16 protein-coding genes are annotated in these 23,214 nt (G+C 39.6%); 4 read left to right on the forward strand and 12 right to left on the reverse strand.

All coding sequences use genetic code 11. The features are described 5' to 3' along the window. Positions 1–385: 385 nt before the first annotated feature. Positions 386–1,477, forward strand: a complete 1,092-nt coding sequence (locus ACPUEN_RS05485) for a Fic family protein (protein ID WP_425639110.1) — start codon at positions 386–388, stop codon at positions 1,475–1,477. A 521-nt stretch (positions 1,478–1,998) separates the two neighbouring features. Here the strand turns inward: ACPUEN_RS05485 and ACPUEN_RS05490 are convergent. From ACPUEN_RS05490 to ACPUEN_RS05525, 8 genes are all read right to left on the reverse strand, one after another. Beyond that, on the reverse strand, positions 1,999–2,793 hold the full coding sequence (locus ACPUEN_RS05490; RefSeq protein WP_339750796.1) for a cation transporter: 795 nt from the start codon (positions 2,791–2,793) through the stop codon (positions 1,999–2,001). Positions 2,794–2,846: 53 nt separating this feature from the next. Then, complete coding sequence (locus tag ACPUEN_RS05495) at positions 2,847–3,002, reverse strand: hypothetical protein (RefSeq protein ID WP_339750794.1); 156 nt, start codon at positions 3,000–3,002, stop codon at positions 2,847–2,849. A gap of 10 nt (positions 3,003–3,012) precedes the next feature. After that, positions 3,013–3,369: an STAS/SEC14 domain-containing protein gene (locus ACPUEN_RS05500; RefSeq protein WP_339750792.1), complete on the reverse strand. Its 357-nt coding sequence runs from the start codon at positions 3,367–3,369 to the stop codon at positions 3,013–3,015. 68 nt (positions 3,370–3,437) lie between these two features. Further along, on the reverse strand, positions 3,438–5,402 hold the full coding sequence (locus ACPUEN_RS05505) for a heavy metal translocating P-type ATPase (protein WP_339750790.1): 1,965 nt from the start codon (positions 5,400–5,402) through the stop codon (positions 3,438–3,440). Positions 5,403–5,440: 38 nt separating this feature from the next. Then, positions 5,441–6,631 carry an efflux RND transporter periplasmic adaptor subunit gene (locus tag ACPUEN_RS05510; RefSeq protein WP_339750788.1) on the reverse strand — a complete coding sequence of 397 codons (1,191 nt, stop codon included), beginning with the start codon at positions 6,629–6,631 and terminating at the stop codon, positions 5,441–5,443. Positions 6,632–6,736: 105 nt separating this feature from the next. Next, positions 6,737–11,107 (reverse strand): CusA/CzcA family heavy metal efflux RND transporter, encoded by a 4,371-nt coding sequence (locus ACPUEN_RS05515; RefSeq protein WP_425639111.1) that lies wholly within the window; start codon positions 11,105–11,107, stop codon positions 6,737–6,739. A 132-nt stretch (positions 11,108–11,239) separates the two neighbouring features. After that, a complete protein-coding gene (locus tag ACPUEN_RS05520) occupies positions 11,240–11,632 on the reverse strand; it encodes a hypothetical protein (protein WP_425639112.1) in 393 nt (130 codons plus the stop codon). Positions 11,633–12,144: 512 nt separating this feature from the next. Next, positions 12,145–13,251 carry a Fic family protein gene (locus ACPUEN_RS05525; RefSeq protein WP_425639113.1) on the reverse strand — a complete coding sequence of 369 codons (1,107 nt, stop codon included), beginning with the start codon at positions 13,249–13,251 and terminating at the stop codon, positions 12,145–12,147. Between the two features lie 533 nt (positions 13,252–13,784). Here ACPUEN_RS05525 and rhuM point away from each other — a divergent pair. From rhuM to ACPUEN_RS05540, 3 genes are all read left to right on the forward strand, one after another. Beyond that, positions 13,785–14,693: a RhuM family protein gene (gene rhuM / locus ACPUEN_RS05530; RefSeq protein ID WP_425639114.1), complete on the forward strand. Its 909-nt coding sequence runs from the start codon at positions 13,785–13,787 to the stop codon at positions 14,691–14,693. Between the two features lie 82 nt (positions 14,694–14,775). Then, positions 14,776–14,940: a hypothetical protein gene (locus tag ACPUEN_RS05535; protein WP_425639115.1), complete on the forward strand. Its 165-nt coding sequence runs from the start codon at positions 14,776–14,778 to the stop codon at positions 14,938–14,940. A 160-nt stretch (positions 14,941–15,100) separates the two neighbouring features. Next, positions 15,101–15,895, forward strand: a complete 795-nt coding sequence (locus ACPUEN_RS05540) for a hypothetical protein (protein ID WP_425639116.1) — start codon at positions 15,101–15,103, stop codon at positions 15,893–15,895. A gap of 728 nt (positions 15,896–16,623) precedes the next feature. Here the strand turns inward: ACPUEN_RS05540 and ACPUEN_RS05545 are convergent. The 4 genes from ACPUEN_RS05545 to ACPUEN_RS05560 form a co-directional block, all read right to left on the reverse strand. Beyond that, positions 16,624–18,066 (reverse strand): BNR-4 repeat-containing protein, encoded by a 1,443-nt coding sequence (locus tag ACPUEN_RS05545; protein WP_425639117.1) that lies wholly within the window; start codon positions 18,064–18,066, stop codon positions 16,624–16,626. Between the two features lie 191 nt (positions 18,067–18,257). Next, entirely contained in the window at positions 18,258–19,778 is a 1,521-nt protein-coding gene (locus tag ACPUEN_RS05550) for a sulfatase (protein WP_425639118.1), read from the reverse strand. A gap of 86 nt (positions 19,779–19,864) precedes the next feature. Then, positions 19,865–21,298 (reverse strand): sulfatase, encoded by a 1,434-nt coding sequence (locus ACPUEN_RS05555; protein ID WP_425639119.1) that lies wholly within the window; start codon positions 21,296–21,298, stop codon positions 19,865–19,867. Between the two features lie 4 nt (positions 21,299–21,302). Further along, the gene (locus ACPUEN_RS05560) at positions 21,303–23,213 is read right to left on the reverse strand and encodes a hypothetical protein (RefSeq protein ID WP_425639120.1); all 1,911 of its coding nucleotides are present in this window, start codon (positions 23,211–23,213) and stop codon (positions 21,303–21,305) included. Between the last annotated feature and the right edge of the window lies 1 nt (position 23,214).

Consider the following 23,214-nt stretch of genomic DNA (forward strand, 5'->3'; position numbering starts at 1 on the left):
AAAGTCCTTGGTTTAAGAAACCACTCTATGCTATTCCTCACATTTTAAGAGAACAGGACCAGTACTCGTTAAGAATTCACTTGCTTGTGTGCTTAAAAATTAAGCTAGCTGTAATAACAAAAACTTATTTGATGGTCATTTGATCCTCCCCCTCTTTTATAATATAGGATACTGATAATCAGCCGATCCTTATTTGACGGTTGTTTGATGATCAAGATGAAGAACAACTACAGACTGTGACAGCTATGAGATGGAAAGTAAAAACCAAGCGTAGCGCTGGATCAAGAGTTTAGCGTCTCATGGATGAGACACAAAATAATTTGTGTCTCATATTCTTGAAATAATGAGACGCAATACTATCTTGTGTTGCATAGATGAGATACAAATGAAACCGTACAAACCACAAGAACTTCTTTCGACGAACTTAGACTGGGCAGCTATAGTGGATTTACTGAGTACTGCCAATCGCCAGCTTGCCCGATATGACGGGCTACTTCAGTCTATCATCAATCCAGAAGTTTTGCTTTCACCTCTTCGCACTCAGGAAGCCGTGCTATCTTCCAAAATAGAAGGTACACAGGCTACACTAAAAGAAGTGTTGGAATATGAGGCTGAAAAAGTCCAATCTTCAGAAAAACAAGGGGATATTAAAGAGATTATTAATTATAGGAAAGCCTTATTGGCAGCAAAATCAAGACTTGACTCCCTACCCCTATCTCTTCGATTGATTCGTGAAATGCATGCTGTGCTAATGCAAGATGTCCGCGGAGAGAATAAGGCTCCAGGGGAATTTCGGAAAATCCAAAATTGGATAGGATCTCCGGGAAGCACCATGGATACTGCAAGATTTGTTCCTCCCACAGTTCAGGATATGCTTCATGGCTTGGATGATTGGGAGAAGTACATCCATTTTGAAGAAAAAGATCCGCTTGTTCAATTGGCAATTATCCATGCCCAATTTGAAATATTACATCCATTTTTGGATGGTAATGGACGGATAGGAAGAATTCTGATTCCTCTATTCCTATTTGATAAAGATATTATCAGAGAGCCTGTATTTTATCTTTCAGACTATTTGGAGAATCATCGCCGTGATTATTATGATGCGCTGAAGGATATCACTGAGACAGGGAGCTGGACAAATTGGATTAGATTTTTTTTGGGAGCGATTATTAGTCAGGCAAAGAAAAACAATGATCAAACCCGCCAAATAGTGGCACTTTACGAGTCCATGAAAGAGCGAATAGTGACGGCAACGCACTCTCAATTTGCTGTAAGTTGCCTGGACTTTATTTTTAATCATCCAGTTTTCAATAGTGGAAGATTTTATGAAGAGTCTGGGGTGCCTAGAGCATCTGCCTCTAGGTTACTTAACGCAATGGAAGCCAATCAGATAATTAAATGTATTGAGAAGGGATCTGGCAGGAGAGCATCTCTGTACATATTTGAACCTTTGCTTGATATCGTAAACCAATAGGAAACTTGCGTATCATGAAATATGCACAAAATCATTTGCGTCTCATAAAGCAAGATATATGAGACTAAAGCATACCTTTTATCTCATCTGTAATACACAAAAATAAATAGGCAATACGGCTTTGGGTGGTTCGAATTTTTCCAATTCTAGGAATGTGAGAGAATCCAAAGGGATGGAAACCTATTTATGACCATCTATACTTTGGCTAGTACCGTCTCATAAAAGGTGGGCAAATGGATATTTGAGACCTTGATTAAAGAGATGAGTTTATGAGACTAAAAATTGGGTTTTTTCAGCGGAGATATCCTAACCAGAAATTGTCTCAAAAAACGGTCGTTTTATGAGACTCTAAATTCTCCCAATAGATGGATAGATGCTTTCACTACCCAATTATACAGATAAAGCTATTTGACTACTATTTTTTTTAGGCAACCTTTAAAAACCCCGCCTTTAACCTAAAAAAAGAACTTCCTGTTTTATGTAACATGATGATTTAGGGAAGTTTTATCGAGTAAATCCCTCTATTTGCTCACTTTTAAAATTCTAAATGCCCCTTGAACAACCAGGACAAAAACAATTGCTCCAATAACCAGATCAGGCATACTCGATTCTAGCCAATGAACTAGTAGTCCTGCAGCAATTACACCTGAATTAATAATTACATCATTTGATGTAAAAATCATGCTTGCTTTCATATGAGCCTCTTCTTTGCTTTTCGATTTTTGCAACAGGTAAAGGCAAATTCCATTCGCCATGAGAGCAAGAATTGAGACAATAATCATTGTTGAAAAATCCGGAAGCTTCTCGACTCCAAAAAACCTTCTTAATACCTCTACAAATCCTATGATCGCAAGTATAATTTGAAAATATCCAGCCCATTTAGCAATCCGCTTTTTCCTATATATTGTTCCCCCCACTGCAAATAAACTAATCCCATACACAAAGCTGTCCGCAAGCATATCCAAGCTATCGGCAACCAGCCCCATAGATTTGGAAATAATTCCCGTGGTCATTTCGATTAGAAAAAATGCAAAGTTTATTGCAAGGACAGACCATAGTAACTTTTTTTGGTGAGTGTGTTCTTTAAAAACCGTTTGGTCAGTCTGTTCGGTGGAAATTTTCCTTCCTCCTAAATTTAAGTCCACAATAGACTTTTCGATTGCTTCAATTTCCCCTTGATGAAAAACTGTCAGTTTCCGGTTAGGAATATCAAATTCCAAATTCTCAATACTGGAAATACCGTCCAAATTCATCCTGATAAGATTCTCCTCCGAAGGGCAGTCCATTTTGGTTATCTCAAAAATTGTTTTTTGCATGTTGAATAGCTTATCTTTTGAATGAAAGATTTTTAAGATTTAAGTATATATTATCAATCAGAACTCTTCAGATCAATGTTGGTATGTTTGGTATCTATATCGCTTAAAATAGCGATACTGCCTGAAATCAAACCTCCTGTGACTTCTAACACGGTAAAGGCTAGATTCAGGAAAAAGGCTGTCCTGATATTGTTATCTTTTTTTGCCACTGACTAGCTGTTATTTTTTAATCCACTTTAATGCAGCTTCTTTATCTGAAATATCAAAGTATTTAACTTTAGCAGAAGAGAAAAAACCCATTAGGTCAGACATTTTTTCTTCCCACATTTTTTCACCTACCATGGCCACTTTATCAAAGTCATTGGCATGTTTTGCATCAAACTTCACATCTTCCCAAAAGGCTTTCAATTCCCACCCTTCAAAATCAACCATTTCAAAGTACCATCGAATCTTTGAATGTTTGTCGAGCGCGTTCTTCAATAATGGTAATAGCTTTTTGTAATCAACTTCAGTTAATTTTCCTGAGGCTTTTGTTGCTATGATATTGTTTTCAGTCTGTTCTAGTATCTGCAGCATAATATTGTTTTTAAGTAAATATCCCCACCCTACGTGGGGATTGATTCCACTACTTCCCTGTGGTTAATTCATTTTCTCTGGTATCCCAGCAACCTTAATGCATTTACTACAACGACTATCGTAGATCCTTCATGGATAAGTACAGCAATTCCTATTGAGGCAAATCCAAAGATCGTAGCTGGAATCAATACACCTACTACACCTAAACTGATCCACAGGTTTTGTTTAATAATCCCCTTGGCTTTTCTACTTAGCCCAATTGCAAAAGGCAATACTTCAAGTTTATCAGCCATCAATGCAATATCTGCAGTTTCCAAAGCGACATCAGAACCTGCTGCTCCCATGGCAATTCCTACTGTACTTGCAGCCATAGCCGGAGCATCATTTACCCCGTCGCCGACCATGGCGATTTTGGATTCTGACTGCTTTAATTGCTTGATAGCTTCTACTTTTTCTTCAGGCAGTAGGCTTCCTCTTGCACCAGTCAGTCCGACCTCATTGGCAATTGCATCTGCGACTTTCTGGTTATCGCCACTGAGCATGATCATCTTTTCAATCCCAATCTCCTTCAGTTCCCTTAAGGTAGCTTTGGCCGATTCCCTAGGAGTGTCCATCAGTCCAATGATACCCATATAGGTGTCATTTTTCCTGATGAGGATAGTTGTATTTCCATTGGACTCCAATTCTTCAATTTTTTTGACTACCTCATCAGAAGGTTTTTTATCATCCAGCGCTTCATATAAATCCAGGTTTCCGATATAGATTTTATCCGAACCCACATTAGCCTTAATTCCTTTGCCCAACACTGCTTCCAATGAATCAGCTTTGGGAATTTCTTTGCCATCCATTCGTTCTTTACCGTCTCTAACTACCGCTTTGGCAAGTGGGTGATCACTCAGCTCTTCCACTGCTATAGCATCTGCAAGTAATTCTTCGTTGGAAATTCCTTCCAGAGCAATCACCTCTGTGATTTTGGGTTTTCCTTCAGTGAGTGTTCCTGTTTTATCAAAAGCAATTGCAGTCAAAACACCTAAATCTTCCAAGGGTCTCCCCCCTTTGATCAACACTCCTTTTTTGGCAGCACGGGCTATACCGCTTAATACAGCACTGGGTGTAGCAATTGCCAGTGCACAAGGACTCGCAGCTACCAACACGGCCATCGCTCTATAAAAGCTTTGGCTAAAAGACTCATCAATGACTAAAAAAGCAAAGCATAATATCACCACCAAAACCAATACCGAAGGGACAAAATACTTCTCAAATTTATCAGTGAGTAACTGAGTAGGAGACTTTTGTGCCTTTGCTTCGTTGACTAAGGTGATCAATCTTGATACGGTGGAGTCCGTGGCTAATTTCAACACCTTTATTTCCAAGGTTCCATTTCCATTTATAGTCCCTGAAAATGCACGGCTTTCTTCAGGAACATCTTTAAGAGATAATTCATTTGAATCTGCATTTTGCATAGCAACTTTGTCCACTGGAATACTCTCACCTGTGATGGGGGCCTGATCAACGGCGCTACTACCTTTGATTACTACTCCATCAGCAGCTATACGAGTGTTGGGCTTGACTAAAATAATATCCCCAATTTCCAATTCTTCAATACCGATTTCTTTGGTAGTATTCTCATCCTTTTTCAAGGCAGTTTTAGGAGCTAGAGTTGCTAAAGACTCAATAGATTTATGTGCTTTTCCCATAGCGTAGTGCTCCAGTGAATGCCCGAGACTAAACAAAAATAGCAGCAAAGCACCCTCGGCCCATTCCCCAAGGATCGCAGCACCAATGGCTGCGACCAACATGAGAAAATCTATTTCAAACCCACCTTTAAGAATGGTCTCAATTGCTTCCTTGGCAGTATAGAACCCTCCAAAAAAATAGGCCCCTATATACATTCCAAGACTAACCCATTGAGGTACGGACTCTATAAAACTGAGACCAAACCCGATCCCCAAAAGAGCACCACAACAAATTGAGAAAATCAATTCACTATTTTTTCCGAATATCCCTGAATGTTCTACTTTTTCCTTTTCCATGATTTCATAAATCAGTTAGCATATTTTTCCTTTGTTTTTCAATGATGTCCACCTTCTTCTTCGCTGTTTTTAGCTTTTGAAAGTAGTGTGAAAGCTCCCTTAGTTACCAGTTTGATTTCCTCATAGGCACGGGCGGAATCCAATAATGTCACCTCAGTAAACCCGTCTTCATTATTCCCCATTATCACTTCTATCATCTCATAATCGTAGGCGGGTTTCCCGTTTTCATCCCGCTGTCCCAAATAGGAAAAAATAAAATGTTTCTCTCCAAACCGTACAACTGCATCATTTGGCGCTACTAGCGCTTTTTCACTTGCAGTTTCTATTTTGGCAGTCACATACATTCCTGGGAGCAAATCAGTATTCTTGCTGTCAAAATGACCATGAACGGTTACTGACCTATCTTTTCTGACTCCCTTACCTACCAAAAACACATGCGCCTCTCTCCATTCTTCATCCGTATTGGCAATATTGAATTTGATGCGTTGATCCTTTTTAATTTTAGTAATGTCATTTTCATAGACAGAAAGTTCCACATGCAAATCATCCGAATTGGTTAAATCCATGATCACATCCTGCGGACTGACATATTTGCCAATATTGGTATAAACGTCCAGCACCGAACCGGCAACAGGGGAATAGATATTTACTACAGATTTAATTTCTCCTGTTTCCACTTTCCCAGGATCAAAACCAATCATTGTTAACCGTGCTTTGGAAGTTTTTATTCTTGCCTCATTGGCCAGAAAATTACTTTTTGATTCTTCAAAGGTTTTTCCGGAAGCCACTTGTTCACCATACAATTTCTCCTGACGCTCGTACTCAGATTTTAAATAGGAGCTGTTAGCCAGACTCTCTAAATAGTCCTGTTGAAATTGAATGAAATCAGGATTTTCTATCGTTACAAGCAGCTGTCCTCTTTTGACTGCATCGCCGGGAAGAAGTGTGGTGTTTTTCACAAAACCTCCATAAGGCATGGTAATGGAAATGTTATTTTGCGGTGGGACATCAATCACCCCATTCACCATAAGTTCACTTCCAATTTCCTTGAATTCCAATTTACCTAGCTCAATCCCTGTCACTTCATATTGCGCTTGAGACAGTTCTACCCTGGCTTCATTTTCTTCGTGCTCTCCCTGAATTTCAACACTTTCAACCTGTGAATTACAGGAAACTATAAAGCCTGTTATTGTCAAGGCAAGTAGGCTGTTTATGATATATTTTTTCATTTTAAATGATTTTTAGTATTGGTACTATGGAATCTCAAAGGGATTAGACTCATTCTTCTAAATGACTTTTCACTCATGCTCGATTTCATATTTATTTAATTGGAGTTAATTGATTCCCGACAAGAATTCGATCTGAATAAGAGCCTGGTTGGATTTATCAAGTAAATCCAGGTAATTAAAAGACACGGTTAAGCTTCTGCTTAGTCCTTGGATATATTCCACATACCCAATTTCACCACTTTGAAAGCCCCGCTGCGACTGTTTTAAAATCAGCTCAGCTTGAGGTAAAGCATTGGTTTCATAAAAATCCAAACTGGTCTGGAATTTTTCGTAATCAAGAAGTAACGTGGTTAATTGATTTTCAAGCTCGTTGGTAAATGCCTCTTCTTCCTGTTCCACTTCGGCTATCCGAATGGTTTTGGATTTAATATTTGCGGACTGAGATTTTATGCTGAAAACCGGAATAGCTAATCCTACCTGAAAACCATCGAAACGATCTTTGGAGGTGAAGAATTTGGGATCACCTGCCACGGTTTCGCCTGGGCCATTTAGAGATTGATTAAAATACCCAACTTTAATGTCAGGCATCAACCTGGATTTCTCCACTGACTTTTCCTTTTCTGCTATTTCTATTTGTTGTTGAACCCAGGCTAACGTTGGATTACTTTCCACACTTATAGAAGATAGTGAGAGGGGTGATGACTTTTGTTCCAGTATTCCCATTTCAGATTCAATCTCTACTTCAGTGTTTAAAAGCATTTTCAGCCTCTTAGAGTAGATTTCTATATCTGCTTTGTTCTGAGCCAGTAGTGCCTGGATTTCAGCTACCTCTGCTTCGGCAGTTGCCTTTTCAAGCAAGTTGGTTTCCCCTGCCTCAAATCGGAGGGTGGCAGCTGATGCAAACCGGGAATAGATACTATCCTGTCTGACTAGTAGATTACCCCTTTCCTTTGCCGTCCATAAGGCAAACCAAGTTGACTTTACGGCTCTGGTAAGTTCATTTTTAGTCATTTCCACGGCCAATTCACCGGAAGTTACTTTGGACTCAGCCAGTCCATTTTGTCTGCTATAAGTAGTCGGGAATTCAAAGGTTTGTGAAACTGAAAAACGGGTATCATTGGTAAATGAACTGTTGGTCTGACCGTACTCCATATCCACAGCAGTTTTGCCAATGTTCCAGCTTGCCCCTTTTAAAGCTCGCTGCTGCTCCAGCCTCAGCGCTTCTGCTTTGACATTGGGATTGTTTTCCAGAGCCAGTTCTATTGCCTGGTCCACTGAAGAAATTCGCTGAGGTTCCTGAGCGAAAGTTGACATATTTATAACAGTCAAAAATGTAATGACCAGCAATCCTACTTTGCCTGTGGATTTCCTGAATCCTTTTTCAAAATAGTAATACAAAACAGGCAGAACCACCAAAGTCAGAATCGTGGCAGTGATTAGCCCACCGATGACTACTGTGGCCAATGGTTTTTGAACCTCTGCTCCACTTGAAGAAGAGAGTGCCATAGGCAAAAAGCCCAAGGATGCTACAGAAGCTGTCATAATCACAGGCCTTAGTCTGGTACGTGTACCTGAATAGATTCGCTCAAATATATCCGTGATCCCTTCTTTTTTCAGATGGTTAAATTCAGCTATCAGTACAATTCCATTGAGCACCGCTACTCCGAAAAGTGCGATAAAACCTATTCCTGCAGAAATACTAAAAGGCATTCCCCGTACAGTTAAAGCGAAGATCCCACCAATGGCGGAAAGCGGTATCGCAGTAAATATCAATACACTTTGTTTGATAGATCCGAAAGTGAAGAAAAGTAAAACGAAGATGAGTAAGAGCGCCAGAGGAACGGCAATTCCCAGTCTGGCTTTGGCCTCAATAAGATTCTCAAATTGTCCACCGAATGTGACAAAGTAACCCGTGTCGAAATTCACAGCCTTGTCAATTTTAGCTTCAATTTCATTGACTATACTTTCCACATCCCTATTTCTCACATTGAAAGCCACCACAATTCTCCGTTGGGTGTCATCCCGCTGAATCTGATATGGTCCTTCTTTCACGGAGACTTCTGCTACTTGGTACAGCGGAATCTGATCTCCATTTGCTCTGGCAATAAATAAATTTTGAACATCTTCCAGTTCATTCCTTTTGGTCTGGTCAAGTCTGATCACTAGATCAAATCGCTTTTCCCCTTCGTAAACTTTTCCAGCGGAAGCCCCGGCAAAAGCTGCCTGAATCGAACGGTTTACTTCCTTGATGCTTAAGCCATATTTTGCCAATTGTGCCCGTTTATAATCGATGACGATTTGCGGCACTCCCGTTACCTCTTCTATGTAGATATCCTCCGCTCCATCTACTCCTCGTGCTATCTGTCCTATCTGATTGGCATATTCAGAAAGTTGGTTTAAATCCTCTCCGTATATTTTTATTGCCACATCCTGGCGAACGCCGGACATCAATTCGTTGAAACGCATTTGAATGGGCTGCTGGAAACCAAAGTTGACGCCTGGCAGGACAGCCAACGCTTCGGACATTTTATTCGCTAAATCTTCCCTGTTAGTTGCTGTAGTCCACTCGCTTTTATCCTTTAAGACAATCATCATATCAGCGGCTTCCACTGGCATGGGATCTGTCGGTATTTCACCAGCTCCTATTTTGGATACTACTTCCACAACTTCTGGAAATTGATCCAAAAGAATCTTCTCTGCCTGGGTTGTGGCCTTTATGGTATTTTGAAGTGAAGAACCTGTGACCACACGGGTTTCCACCGCAAAGTCACCCTCTTCCAGTGTTGGAATAAATTCTCCTCCCATTCTGGAGAAAACCCAGCCTGAAACCAATAATAAAACCAAAGCAGTGCTTAAAATTACTGCTCGATGATGCATAGCCCAGCGGATGGAAGGATCGTAGAAACCATGGAAAAAATTCATGATTTTGTCAGAGATATTGGGCTTGTCACTGATCTTTTTGCTTAGAAAAAGTGCTGAGATCATAGGCACATAGGTAAGAGAAAGAATAAATGCGCCAAGAATTGCAAAGGCAACTGTCTGTGCCATAGGTCTAAACATCTTGCCTTCAGTACCGACCAAGGCTAAAATCGGTAGATATACGATAAGAATGATAATCTCCCCAAATGCAGCGGAGTTTCGGATTTTACTGGCAGAAAGAAACACTTCTTCATCCATCTCATCTTGGGTCAACTTCCTACCTATTTTTACCAAGCCTAGATGATGCAGGGTCGCTTCTACAATGATTACAGCCCCATCTACAATCAACCCAAAATCTATCGCTCCAAGGCTCATCAGGTTGCCCGACACTCCAAACAAATTCATAAGCGTAAAAGCAAAGAGGAGTGCCAATGGAATCACAGACGCCACAATTAGGCCTGCGCGCATATTACCCAACAAAAGCAGGAGCACAAAAACCACAATCAAAGCTCCCTCAATCAAATTCTTACTAACTGTCCCAATGGCATTATCCACTAATTTGGACCGATCTAAAAAGGGTTCCAAAGTCACTCCTTCTGGGAGGGTTTTCTTGATCTCTTCGATTTTAGCTTTGACATTATCTATGACTTCTGCCGAATTCTCTCCCTTTAGCATCATCACAATTGCACTGACTACTTCACCTTCTCCGTTTCTTGTGGTAGCTCCATAGCGTACAGCACTTCCCAGCTGGACTTTAGCTACATCTTTTATGAGAACTGGAATCCCATTTTCATTGACCCGAACAGGTATATTATTGATATCATCAAAGGAGCCTACCAGACCCTCACTTCGTATGAAAAGAGCGGTAAGGTTTTTCTCAATGTATGCACCGCCTGTATTTTCGTTGTTGTCTTCCAGCGCTTGGAAAATATCGGCTATTGATACATTTAAAGATTTGAGTCGATCAGGTTCTATGGCTATTTCATATTGCTTGAGATAGCCTCCAAAACTGCTAACATCTGCAATACCTGGAGTGCCCAACAATTGTCTTTTTATTATCCAATCCTGAATACTTCTAAGCTCGCGAGCATCGTATTTATCCTCAAAGCCTGGCTCTACGCCGACTACATATTGATAAATTTCTCCCAAACCAGTGGTAATCGGAGCCATACCTGGAGCTCCGATTCCTGGCGGAATCTGTTCTTTGACTTCAGCCATCCGCTCATTGACTTGCTGTCTAGCCCAATAGACATCCACATTTTCCTCAAAAACAATAGTAACTACCGAAAGTCCGAAACGGGAAAAGCTTCGGATTTCTTCTATGTCAGGAATAGTTGCCATTGTGATTTCAATGGGGAATGTAATAAGCCGCTCAACTTCCTCAGCAGCCAGAGAGGGAGAGGTAGTGATTACCTGAACTTGATTATTGGTAATATCAGGAACAGCATCAATGGGAAGCTGAGTAAGTGAATACCCTCCCACAATGACTAATCCTATGGTAAGTAGGCCGATAATCAGTTTATTATTAACTGAAAACCGGATTATATTATCCAGCATAAGGAATTAATTTTTATGAAATAAAATGGAAATGGGCACAGGTGCCCTTAGAAAAAACCGAGCACAACAGACTTGATCAGTCAATTGAAAAGAGCTGATCGAAAAGGGTAAATCTGGTGTGAAACGGGAAATTTAGCTCCGAGGAGGCTGAAAGAGTTCACCTAAAACCGGTGAAGTAAAAAGAAAAGTATAGTAAGTCGCTGGCTCTACTTTTTCATAAAAAGACCGGACTACAGAAAAATCATTTATTAAAGAGTAATAGATAGGAGCATGTGAACAGGTATGATTTCCATGAAAAGGTAAATTTTCATGACTTTCTTCATCATGGCTGGTATTGTTTGATCCATGATCAATATAATCTTCTACTACGAATTCAAATACGGAGTCGTCATGCAAAACTTTATGCTCCGCAAAATGTGAAAGTAAAAACGGGATTTTTTGAATCTGACAACATAGATCGAAATTCATCGATAGCATCCCCAAAAGGAGCAAAGCAATAAAAGATCTGTTTCTTATCATTTTCATGTTCTGCAAATCTATGAAATAAAGTAGTGCAAGGCTATTGCACAAAATCGCCACTGATTTCGCTACTGATTTAAAATTAAAAACCCTAACCATCAATATTTAAGATAGTTAGGGCTTTTAAATGTAGAGAGGAAGGGTCTAAAACCTTAATCTGTACGATTACTTCTATAGCTCAATAACACAATATAAATGAGTTATAGAACAACTTTCTATTCCTCACATGAACTACTAGGCGAAAAATTAGACCTACTTTGAAGATCAGACTGAAAATCCGCCGTTTCCAATTTTGCCACAGCTTGTGGCAAAAATCGTTTCCGGTTCCATTGATTCGCCAAGGAAACGATAGAGCTACCAATTCATTTGACCTGAATTCAACCAATTTCCAACTACCGAATATTTCTGAGTAGTTCAACTGTTTTAGGTTTCCGAAACTTTCAAATTTTAACTTCTTCCTAATCAGTGAAAGGCTTATAAACTTGCAACTTTTGGATTCAATTCAAAACAATAAATTCTCATTGCGAAATTTCCACCATGGGGAGGTAATAGCGTGTATGCCTTAATTTTCCAGTCTTTTTTAAGGCTCCAATAGCTACCATTTCCGCAAGATCTCTGGTTGCAGTAGCAGGGGAAGTTTTGCTGATTCGGATATAGTTCTCGGCACTCAGCCCACCTTGGAAACCAGCTGGTCCCTCTCGAAATAACCGAAGCGCAACTTTAGATTGACGCTCATTCAGCTTATCCCGGAAGTCTTCAAAATATCGAGCCTTTTCTACTATAAACAAAATCAGTTTATGAACATGGACTTGGGCTTCCAAGATCTCCCCAGAAAAATAAACCAACCACTCGGTTACCTCCAAAGAGCCATTGGCACGCTCCAAGGCCTGGTAATAAGCCTTTTTATTACTCTCTATGGTACTGGACAGTGAATTGATCAAGGGGTGTTTGGCTCCCATAGTCAAGGCTTTTTCAGCAATGGCTCGTCCGATTCTTCCATTACCGTCTTCAAAAGGGTGAATCAATTCAAAATATAGGTGTGCCAATCCAGCATGAATCAAAGTAGGCATTCCTTTACTGAATGCTTGATTGAACCAAAGAAGATAATTTTCCATCTCTTTTGGCACTCGGTGAGATGGTGGAGCCTCATAGAAAACTTGAGGTAAATCTAATCTCCCCGATACTATCTGCATCGGATCTTCATGAACTCGGTAACCTCCAACAATTTCCAAATCAATCCTTCCGTTCAAAATCATTTGATGCCAGCTGAGTAGGCGCTCTTTCTCAAGAGGTTCATCGTAACTTTTATAGAGATCCACCATCATTCGGGAAGCTCCTGTTTCTTTGGGACCAGACCTTCTTCCATCAGTTTGTAATCCCAGCTGACCGCGGATGGATGACTGAACAGAATCTCTGTCCAGTAATTCCCCTTCAATTTTTGATGTATCCAACGCTTCATTACTCAACAAGGTCACCCGCAATTCATCCATATCATCAGACGACACAGAACTAAGCGAACCTAAAATCAAACCAGTATTTCGATGAAATTCGCGTTCTAAATGTGTGAATGCGGCTGGGTCAAATGTAAAGTTTGGCCAATCCGCTCTTTCCCAAATCCATTTCATGAGCTATTGATATTATTTCTATAACTCAATAATACGAAAAATATGAGTTATAGAATGAGTTTCTATCGCTCATATGAAATCAAGCATGACCCGAAGCGACACACAGAGGGATGATTATAATTCATGCGAAGATTCCATGTGACCTTAAAAAAAATTATAAACACATGAAAAACTTGGCGAAAAATGAAGCCTACTTTGTAGTGCGTACTGAAAATCCTCCGTTTCCAATTTTGCCACAGCTTGTGGCAAAAATCGTTTCCGGTTCCATTGATTCGCCAAGGAAACGATAGAGCTACCAATTCATTTGACCTGAACTCAACTGTTTTTCAACTACCGAATATTTCTGGGTAGTTCAACTGTTTTAGATTCCCGAAACTTTTAAATTTTAACTTCACACCTCTTAGTCAATGGCTTATAAACTTGTAGCTTTTGGTTCTGTAGAGAAAAAATGGTCATTTTTGAATTAGAAAAAGGATACCGATCAATGGAAAATCGAAATATACCAGGGAACTGACGGCCAGACTCAAATTGAGGTGAAGTTTGAACAGGAAACTGTTTGGCTTTCTCAAGATCAAATGGCAAGCTTGTTTAATCAAACCAAGCAAAATATCAGTTTACATATCAACAACTGCTATAAGGAAGGAGAATTGGATAAAACTGCAACTGTCAAGGAATCCTTGACAGTTCAGCAAGAGGGTAAAAGAAAAGTTACCCGGAAAATAAACTTCTACAACCTTGATGTAATCATTTCAGTTGGGTATCGAGTAAAATCGAACCAAGGTACCAAATTCAGAATCTGGGCAACCAAACGGTTAAAAGACTACCTTATCCAAGGCTATGCAATCAATGAAAATAGACTAGCCCAAAAGCAACAAGAAGTCCAAACCCTAAAGGATGGAATTCGGATTTTAAGCAGAGCAATTCAGCAAAAAGAAGAAGACCAACACTTGGATTTTGAATGGCTAAATTACTTTGCAAAAGGTTTAGAGTTGCTCGATGATTACGATCATGAGAACCTGGACAAAAAGGGATTAAGCAAAAGAAAAGCAACATACCCTGAATTATCAGAATATCAAGAGGTAATCAAATCCATGAGATCAGATTTTGAATCTGGTGTATTTGGAAAAGAAAAAGATGGAAGCTTTGAAAGTGCAATTGCACAAATCAGCAAAGGCTTTGGTGAAGAAGACTTCTATCCTACCCTGGAAGAAAAAGCAGCTACCCTACTCTACTTTTTCGTGAAGAATCATGGTTTTGTCGATGGTAACAAAAGAATTGCTGCAGCTTGTTTTCTACTCTTTTTGCAGTTAAACGATCTACTGCTTAATATGGAGGGAATCGCGATCATTAGCAATGAAGCACTTGCCAGCTTAACGTTATTTATCGCTTCAAGTAAACCTGATAGCCTGTCCCGACGAATGACGGGAAAATGGACACGGTAAAAAAATTGGTGATTAGTGTTCTGAACAGGAATCGTAATTAATCGGGAAAGTCAAGTAGAAAAGAATTATAAAACCCAAGACTATGGCACACAAGAAAAAAGGACATATAACTGTTTCTGGTGAATGGGCTAAACATTTAAGAAATAAGAAGAAAAAGTTATTTTGGAAAGGTGAAAGAAATGCGGGTAAAGAATTGGTTCTAAATAAGTTAAATAACGAATACGCAAGTGAAGAAAGCAAACAATAATTCCGTTATCAGGAATTCAAAAATCAAGGGGAGAAAACAGGAGAGATTAAGAGAGATTACCCTAAATGGGTTAGACATAGGTTTAAAATGCAATGCAACCTATATTCTTTGCTGTTCACGGAAAATAAGTAAGTTAAATAGTCAATACTTTCACTAGCGCATGATAAATGAAGTCATCGAAATTGAATCGTTTAATCCATTTGAATGTCAATTTCCTAATAGAAAACTGATAACGAGAGAAACTTTAATCCTAATTAAAAATCTTCGTGCTGCAGGTCATAATGTAAGAATACTTCCAGATAATGATCAGCCCTTAGAAATTTTGTATAAAAAGGGCTTTTCTGAACTGTTTTCGGATGTCCTATTTTTGTATATGTGTGGTAAGGCGGTCGACGTCGCTGTAAATGTTATTTCAAGTCAGGTTGAGAAACTTCTTGAAAGTGGTAAAAATGTAAAAACTGAGAACATCATTATTAACATTGACAGATCAACTAAAAATTATAATTATTTGGGGGAAAAAGTACTTACCAGCACTAAGAAGAAATTACTAGAAGAACGATTACAATTCAAACAAGAATTTGAGAGATGCTTCAATACCATCTCACCTTTCCATAAGTATCCAATCCCTATTTTTTTAGAACATAAGCCAAAAATTGTGGGATGGTGTCTAATATATGAAGATGAAAAAGGACTTGGAACAGAAGGGATAGTTACAGATAAGAAAGTTAAACGTCGTATCAGTCAAGGAAGGCTTAAAGGGTTTAGCATCACTGGAATCGCTAAACTAACTCAATGCTCTATTTGCAAATCCAAATTTACTGATTGCAATCACATTCCTAGAAATTTCTATGACAACAAAGAATGTGTTAATAAGATCATAGAGGCTGATTTTATTGAAGGCAGTATTGTTAAAGAACCTATAAATCCCCAATGTTTGATAAATATGCAGTTGTAATCCGAGATAAAGTATTTCGGGCTTAGTTGGAGGCAATATTGGTAATTACTACTAATTTGTACAACTTCTGTACAACTTACCACCTTCAATAATACTGTAAATCAACAGGTTAACACTTACTGCATCGGCAAATAAATCGAGTTTTCTTTTTAAGACCAAAGTGACATCGAAGGTAATTTCACCGATTTTTTACCCTCGAATAAAAAACGAAGGTAAATTTTATACTCGTTACTTAACAATCAGACAAAACACATCTGCTAAGGCTCCAAACTCAGATGAATCATTATATCTTTTCTGACTCTCCTAATACCCTTGCTGGCTTGTGGATTTGCTTGAGAATCTATCGCCTATTGAAAATCTATAAAAAGTCCGCAAAAAGAAAAAGAAAATGGACGAGGAGCTTTCGAGCAAGATCAACCGAAAAAAGTTATTTCCGTAATTTTTCCAGGCCTTTGGATGGGCCGAAAAATTCCAGAATAACTGTTCCAACCGCTTATACACGTTTCGGACTTGTCCCGTAGAACTGTTAAAAGAAGTAGTCCCAAATTCGTTTGCGTGTTCCATGCAAGTTGTGTTTTTGTGACACAAATTCTATCGAATTTGCATCACCAAAACCTACTTACCTTTGGATTCACCTATTGCATACGGTAAATCCAAGGGAGTTTAGAACCTCGCAACTCGGGTCACTTTTACAGAAAAGACAGAATCATAAATTCACTGAATCATGACTAGATTCCCAAATCATAAATCTGAAGCCAAATTGGCTGACCATTACCCGATCCCGTCTCCATAAGGTAGAAATACAAAATACCATCAACTATCAACAGATTGCCAAATCTGAATCTTTTCCCAGAAGCCTCTTTATAAACGACAGTCCAATCATTGGTTCCCCCTTCTGCTTTTCGAATAATGGGTCTGTCATTCTCCAACCCTATCAAATACAGCTCATTTCCTACACTCCTAAGTTCACCACCTGGAAACTCCGTTGTATGCGTAAATTCCGAATCTGATGCTTTTTTATAACTATGAACATTCCTTGTCTCTCCTGAACCCGATACATTATTCATCATAAAATGGATATCACCACGTTGGGTTACGGTCCAAGAAGGAGAAGTAGTAATCGTTACCTTACCAGGAACTACATCAGCAGGTTCGTAAAAAAATATTTCATAGGGATCTATTAAAGGAGAAGTCACTTCTTCTCCCTTGTAGTTATGCCAATCATTGACTCCTTCGGGATCATCAGAATAGGAATAAAAGAAACCATTATTATAGACAAATTCCTCATCATTTTTTCTGATGCTGTATCCAATCTGAAATTTCCCATTGAGGTACTGCAAATAGCCATAAAGACCCCAGTTGTAGTTTATACCCGCTGCACTTTTTGCGTTTAAAACATTATAATCCTTCCATTCAGACCAAATAACGCCATCATAGTTTGCGATTTGAAATTTCCCGTTGTCGTTGCCACCCACTCTCATTTTTACAAGTAAATCTCCCTGGTCATTGACGAAAAAATCAGGATAAGTCAATCCAGAATAATCTTCACCTTGTTTTAAATAAAGTTTTTTAGGATAGAATTTACCCAAAGTAAATTCATCATCCGGAAGAGTAGCTGCATTTTCCACAGACATACTGTAGCGAAAATAATCCTCGGTCAAGCTGCCATCACTTGGCCTGTTTGGTGAATAGGCATGCATATCATAAAGTAAGTGAACAGTTTCATTCTTAGGACTAATTCCTACTGCTATAGTATTATGAGATTCACCAATATGCCATCTGTTTTGAAACCCGGTATGCTTATGAGGGAACTCAATATCCACCCGGGATTTGGTCTTTGTGTTGACTCTGGTTAGCATCACCTGTCGATTTTCCTTACCGCCCTTATACCAGGTTAGAAAAACATAATCTCCGTATTTTGCTATGCAGTCTCCATGTGGCGTTATTCTGTTACCAAAAGCATAATCATACCGTCCGTCTTTCCTCTCGGATTTTTCTAGACGCTGAGATGGTGCGACTACATCACCATCGAAATAAAGTCCTGTATCTGAAATAAGTATTTCTGAAACTAGAGAAACCTGTCCAATCGATTTGTTGCTTAAAGCCACTAAAATAAGTAGTGAGGTTAATATTGAAAAAGACCTATTCAAAGTGAGACAAATTCTCGTCATTTATAGATTATTTAATAGTTTGGACAATACACTTACCAAATAATAGAGAAGACTTCTCATAATTATTCATTCTAAAGTATGTTTGCACATAGGCCTTTATAGATGTTATACTCACTATCATTCAGTCAATAAAATTTATTTTGACACCTATTTTTGCTTGATTAAGGACCTATCAAATTCAGCCTGAGATATTACCTCTCTGCTCCGATCACCTTCACCGGCTTGCCATCGCTACCATTAGTCCTAGCTTTTTGCTCCACAAAGTAAGGCTGAAAGGTGTAAGAGGAATTTGGATCCCAAGTGGAATTTTTCTCAGGGAGCAGCTTCTTTAATTTTTTGATTTCATTGGCATAGATAGGATTACCGGCTTGATTCATGAATTCATGGGGGTCCACCCTATGGTCATATAGTTCTGCCGAACCATCCTCATATTGGATATACCGAAAACCATCGGATTGAACTGCATGGTTGTTCATTCCATAGGTGATAAGAGCAAATGCCTTTTTATCAGGACTCTTCTCTTGCATTGTGGACACTAAACTTTTCCCCTCGTTCCTGTCATAAGCCGGTAATCCTGACAATTCCAGAAGAGTAGGATAGATGGAGAGCATCTCAGTAGGGGTATCAATCACCTTACCCTGAGGTAGATTAGGAGCTACAATTAACAAAGGAGCTTTAGTCGCAGATGTCCATAAGCCATGCTTTGCAAAAGTCCCCTTTTCCCCTAATCTATAGCCATGGTCTGACCATAGTACTATAATGGTATTGTCTGCATATCCACTTTCCTCCAATGCATCCATCACTCGGCCTATTTCATAATCCACAAAACTGACACATGCCAAGTAGGCTTGAATTATTTTCTTCCATTCACCGGATTCTATCGCCCATTCGGTGGAAGGCATCATAGGCAAATTATTGATTTGTAGTCCTATTTCTGGAATATCATCCAAATCATCAGATAGGTACGGAGCTACCTGAATTCCGCTCAGAGGATGCAAGTCAAACCATTTTTGAGGAACATACAGTGGCACATGAGGCCTCAAAAACCCTAACCCCATAAAAAAAGGTTGGTCATATTCCTTATCAAGTCGCTCTATCACCCAATCCACCGATTGATGATCAGGCATCAGAGAATCATATTCAGGAAAAGCTCCCCAATCTGTGCTCGTGCGTCCATAATTTTTCCGATCAGAGGTACCAAAACCATCCCAGACAAAACGCTCATCGGGCAATGGGCCAAAACCTTTTTCCCTTCCTCCTGACTCATCAAAAACACCTTCAGGTGCATGATCATGGAATAACTTGCCAATACCCATGGTATGATAACCATGCTTTTTAAAGTATTCCGGTAGGAAAATAATATCCTTTGTTGCTGGATTTTCAGAACGGATCTTATAGTCATCAATCATTCCATAAATGCCTGTGGTGGATGGGCGCAAACCAGTCATCAAGGATGCTCGTGATGGACCACATAAGGGCGCTTGGCTGTGTGCATTGGTAAACAAAACGCCTTTAGCCGCCAACTTATCAATATTGGGTGTTTTGGTGCTGGAATAATTATTCAGAACGCCAATCCAATTATTCAGATCATCCACAGAGATGAACAAGACATTCGGCTTATCGGATTCAGTTTGGATTGTTTGTGCTTGCAATGCAGAAATTTCAAACACAACTATTAAAACAAGTAAAACCACTAAAAATTTTTCTTTCATGTTCTCTAGTTTTTTTACGGTAAAACTGTTTCTATTTTATCCACCATCATTTTAGTCATTGTTTTAATTGTGAGCCTGTTTCCATTTTAAAATGATCCTCTATTTCTAGGAAAACGTTTTTCAAGCAATAGCCTCATTGATTCCTTTTCTTTTTCAAACTGGCTATCATGGGCTAAATTCCGCTCAGCAATTCCTTTGTTATCTTTTATTGAATAAAGTTCAATACCTTTGATTTCCTGCGAATCACTATCTCTCCATTCAGTATAGCGCCAGTTACCATCGGTTACAGTGCAACCCATCATGCTCTTACCTCTCGGATAAAGACTATATGCTGCTTTATTCCAGTCCAAATTCGGGGATTTGAATAATGGCATTACGCTTATCCCATCTAACTTTTGCTTCGAAAGACCGGACGCCTCAATTATGGTTGGGAAAACATCAATGTTTTCTACTAAGGCATCTGAAACACCAGAATTTTTATCGGACTTACCTTTGCTAATAATCAACGGGACTCTAACGTCCAATTCGAAGTTTGTATGGTTGCACCAAGCACCGTATTCCCCTATTTTATATCCATGATCGCTCATAAATACCACTAGAGTTTCCTCACGAAGCCCCAATTCATCCAAGGCATTCATTACTTTTCCTACCTGAGCATCGATATAGCTAATCGACGCATAATACCCATGAATCAAGGTTCTTGTCAATTCATCATCCAGTTCCCCTTCAGCCGGAATACCATAATAGGCTCGTAACTCACCCCACTTGGTTAATGCTGTTGGATACATATGATCCGGCTTAATTCTGGATGGAATAACTAAAGAATTCCTATCGTATAAATCCCAGTATTTCTTTGGGGCATTAAAAGGCAAATGGGGCTTACTCAAGCCAATAACCATCAAAAATCTATCATCCACCAATTTTCCAAGAGACTCAATTGCGTTGTTGGCCACTCTACCATCTTTATACGCCTCATCATTCACATCAGCACTTTCATAAGCCGGCCCATTCCCTCCTTTTCCTTCCATTTCTAATTGGGCAACTAGTTGAATATTCTCCGGTTTCAAATAACTGTTAGGCTCTTTTGGGAAATAAATACTCCAGTTCTCTTTATCATCCTGACCATGATGGTAGACTTTCCCAATGCTCACAGTAGTAAAACCATTGTTTTTGAAAAATTGTGGCATGGTCAACACCTCTTTATGGACAGACCGAAGCGGAGTATTCAGATCGTAAATACCAATAGTCTCTGGTCTTAATCCTGTAAGAATACTCATGCGGGAGGGTGCGCATATTGCCTGTTGCGCATAGGCACGATTAAAAACCATCCCTTCTGATGCAAGCTGGTCTATGTGAGGTGTTTTGATGATTTTATTTCCATAGCTACCTAATTCTGGCCTCAAGTCATCTACTAAAAAAATCAATACATTCTTGACCTGCTGAGCATGTAAAGTGGAGCTACCTAGAATAATTAATAAACAGGCCACACCTACTATTTTAGGATATATCGTGCGCATCATTGATTTAGATTACAGTAATTGTCAATTCAACAGAATTAGAATCAAAATCTGCTTTAATTGGAAGGGCTTCCACTCCAGGCACCATATTGAAAGTTCTGCTTTTCTCTGTTTCGATTATGGTCAGGGGAACATTTGCCGTGATCTTAACCTTTCCTTCTGGTTTGGTAATGATAATCACATTCGCTTCAGGCTGTTCCACAGGCTCATTATTTTTGGATATGATGGGAATCGTAAAGGATGTTTTTCCCTTTATAGCTTGCTTTGTCTTTGCATTAATCCGCAGTCCCTTCGCCGAACATAAATAGGTGATTTCAAAGTCTGCGGCAGAGCCAGGGATAATCTCCCTAGCTTCGTTTTTCAGCTTCACATCACCAGAAATACTGATTTCTCCCTCTTGATCATTGGTCGAAAAAACAGCTGATAAATCATATAGATTCGTGAACCATTCTCCTTCATGAAAGGTCTCTAACCGTGGGGTTAGTGCGATATCCTTTCCGGGTGCATCTTGCTGATTTAAGGGCTCCATCAATCGGTAAACTGCCAAGCTGGCTGCGCAGAGCATCCCAACTTTATTGTGGTAAAGCATTCCTAAGGAATTACCCGTGGCTTGTCTCAGATCCATTTTAGGATAATACTCCGCATCGTAGGCTGAAACAGTGCCTCTCCAATCTCCTCTGGCAAACAGCACTGTATCCAATTCTTCGAAATACCTGAGTCCGTCAGCCTCGGCTCGTGGAAGAGGGTTTGATTTGGAAATTACGGGCATCTCATCCCAGTGATCCAAGAGTAGGGCAAGTGATTTGGTATGGGTAAAAGTATGGTGAATGCAAGGTTTGATCCCATGCGAAACATAATGAGGACCACCATGAAGCAGTCCATCAGAGGTGCATCGCTTGAGCAATTCTGTGTTTTTGAAAGTTGCTGTACCAAAGGCGGGATTATAGTCAGCCATGAGACTAAATGCAGGCTGTAATCCATCACAAGTTCGGCTTCCCCAATACGTCCACTTAAACATTCGTGTCCCCCAGCTATTATCCATTCCACCATCAGGAAGTATGAACTCCATCTGATTAGTCAAGGACTTCCGTACCAACTCAAGCAACTCCTCATCCTTTTCATGTAAGGCATATAATGCTAAGCTGTTGATTGACTCTTCCAAATTATACCCCAAATCCACTCCAGGAAGTCCTTTTTCGCTTAATTTATGCGCGGTCGGCTTCACCTCTCCAAATAAGAGTGAATTGGATTGGGTAAAATAGTTTTTCACTTCCGCTGCTAGTTTTCTACTCAGCGCTATATATTTTGGCTCATCCAGCAAATTCCCAATCAGGTTCATCGCATAAATATTTGTAGCCCCATAATTTACATTGGTCGCATCGATTGCTGGAAACTTGTCATAGATAAACTCAGCCGCTTCTCCCAAACGCTCAGTCCATTTTTTGTAACGCTCCGCATTCAACAAATTTCCGTGGTATTTAAGTGTTTCAGCCAAGGCAATTGCTCCAAATACGGTAGTTCCATTCCAGGACTTTGGATTTAGATCATTGGTCCAACTCCCATCAGGCTGGGAGACATTTTGGCTCCATTCAAACACAGCAATTCCAGCATCCAGGTACTTTTTTTCACCGGTAGCTTTGGCCATGTAGAAGAATGGGTAAACGGCATCAGAGACACGACCGTGAATCGTTTCACAAGCTGGACAATCCAGTAAGCCATGGACTTTGGGATCTGAGGGGTTGATGATCTGAACTTTAATCATGCCATCACACCAATCCTTTAAAAGATTAAATACCAGCTCTCTATACTCTTCAGAATGTGGGGAACTAGAATTCTCTGTTGCAAAAATGCTACTGAATGGCAATGATAAACCTATACCTGTAAATGCTGTAGTATGGATAAATTCTCTTCTGTTCATT

The organism is Algoriphagus yeomjeoni, from assembly GCF_049821175.1.
GTDB lineage: Bacteria > Bacteroidota > Bacteroidia > Cytophagales > Cyclobacteriaceae > Algoriphagus > Algoriphagus yeomjeoni_A.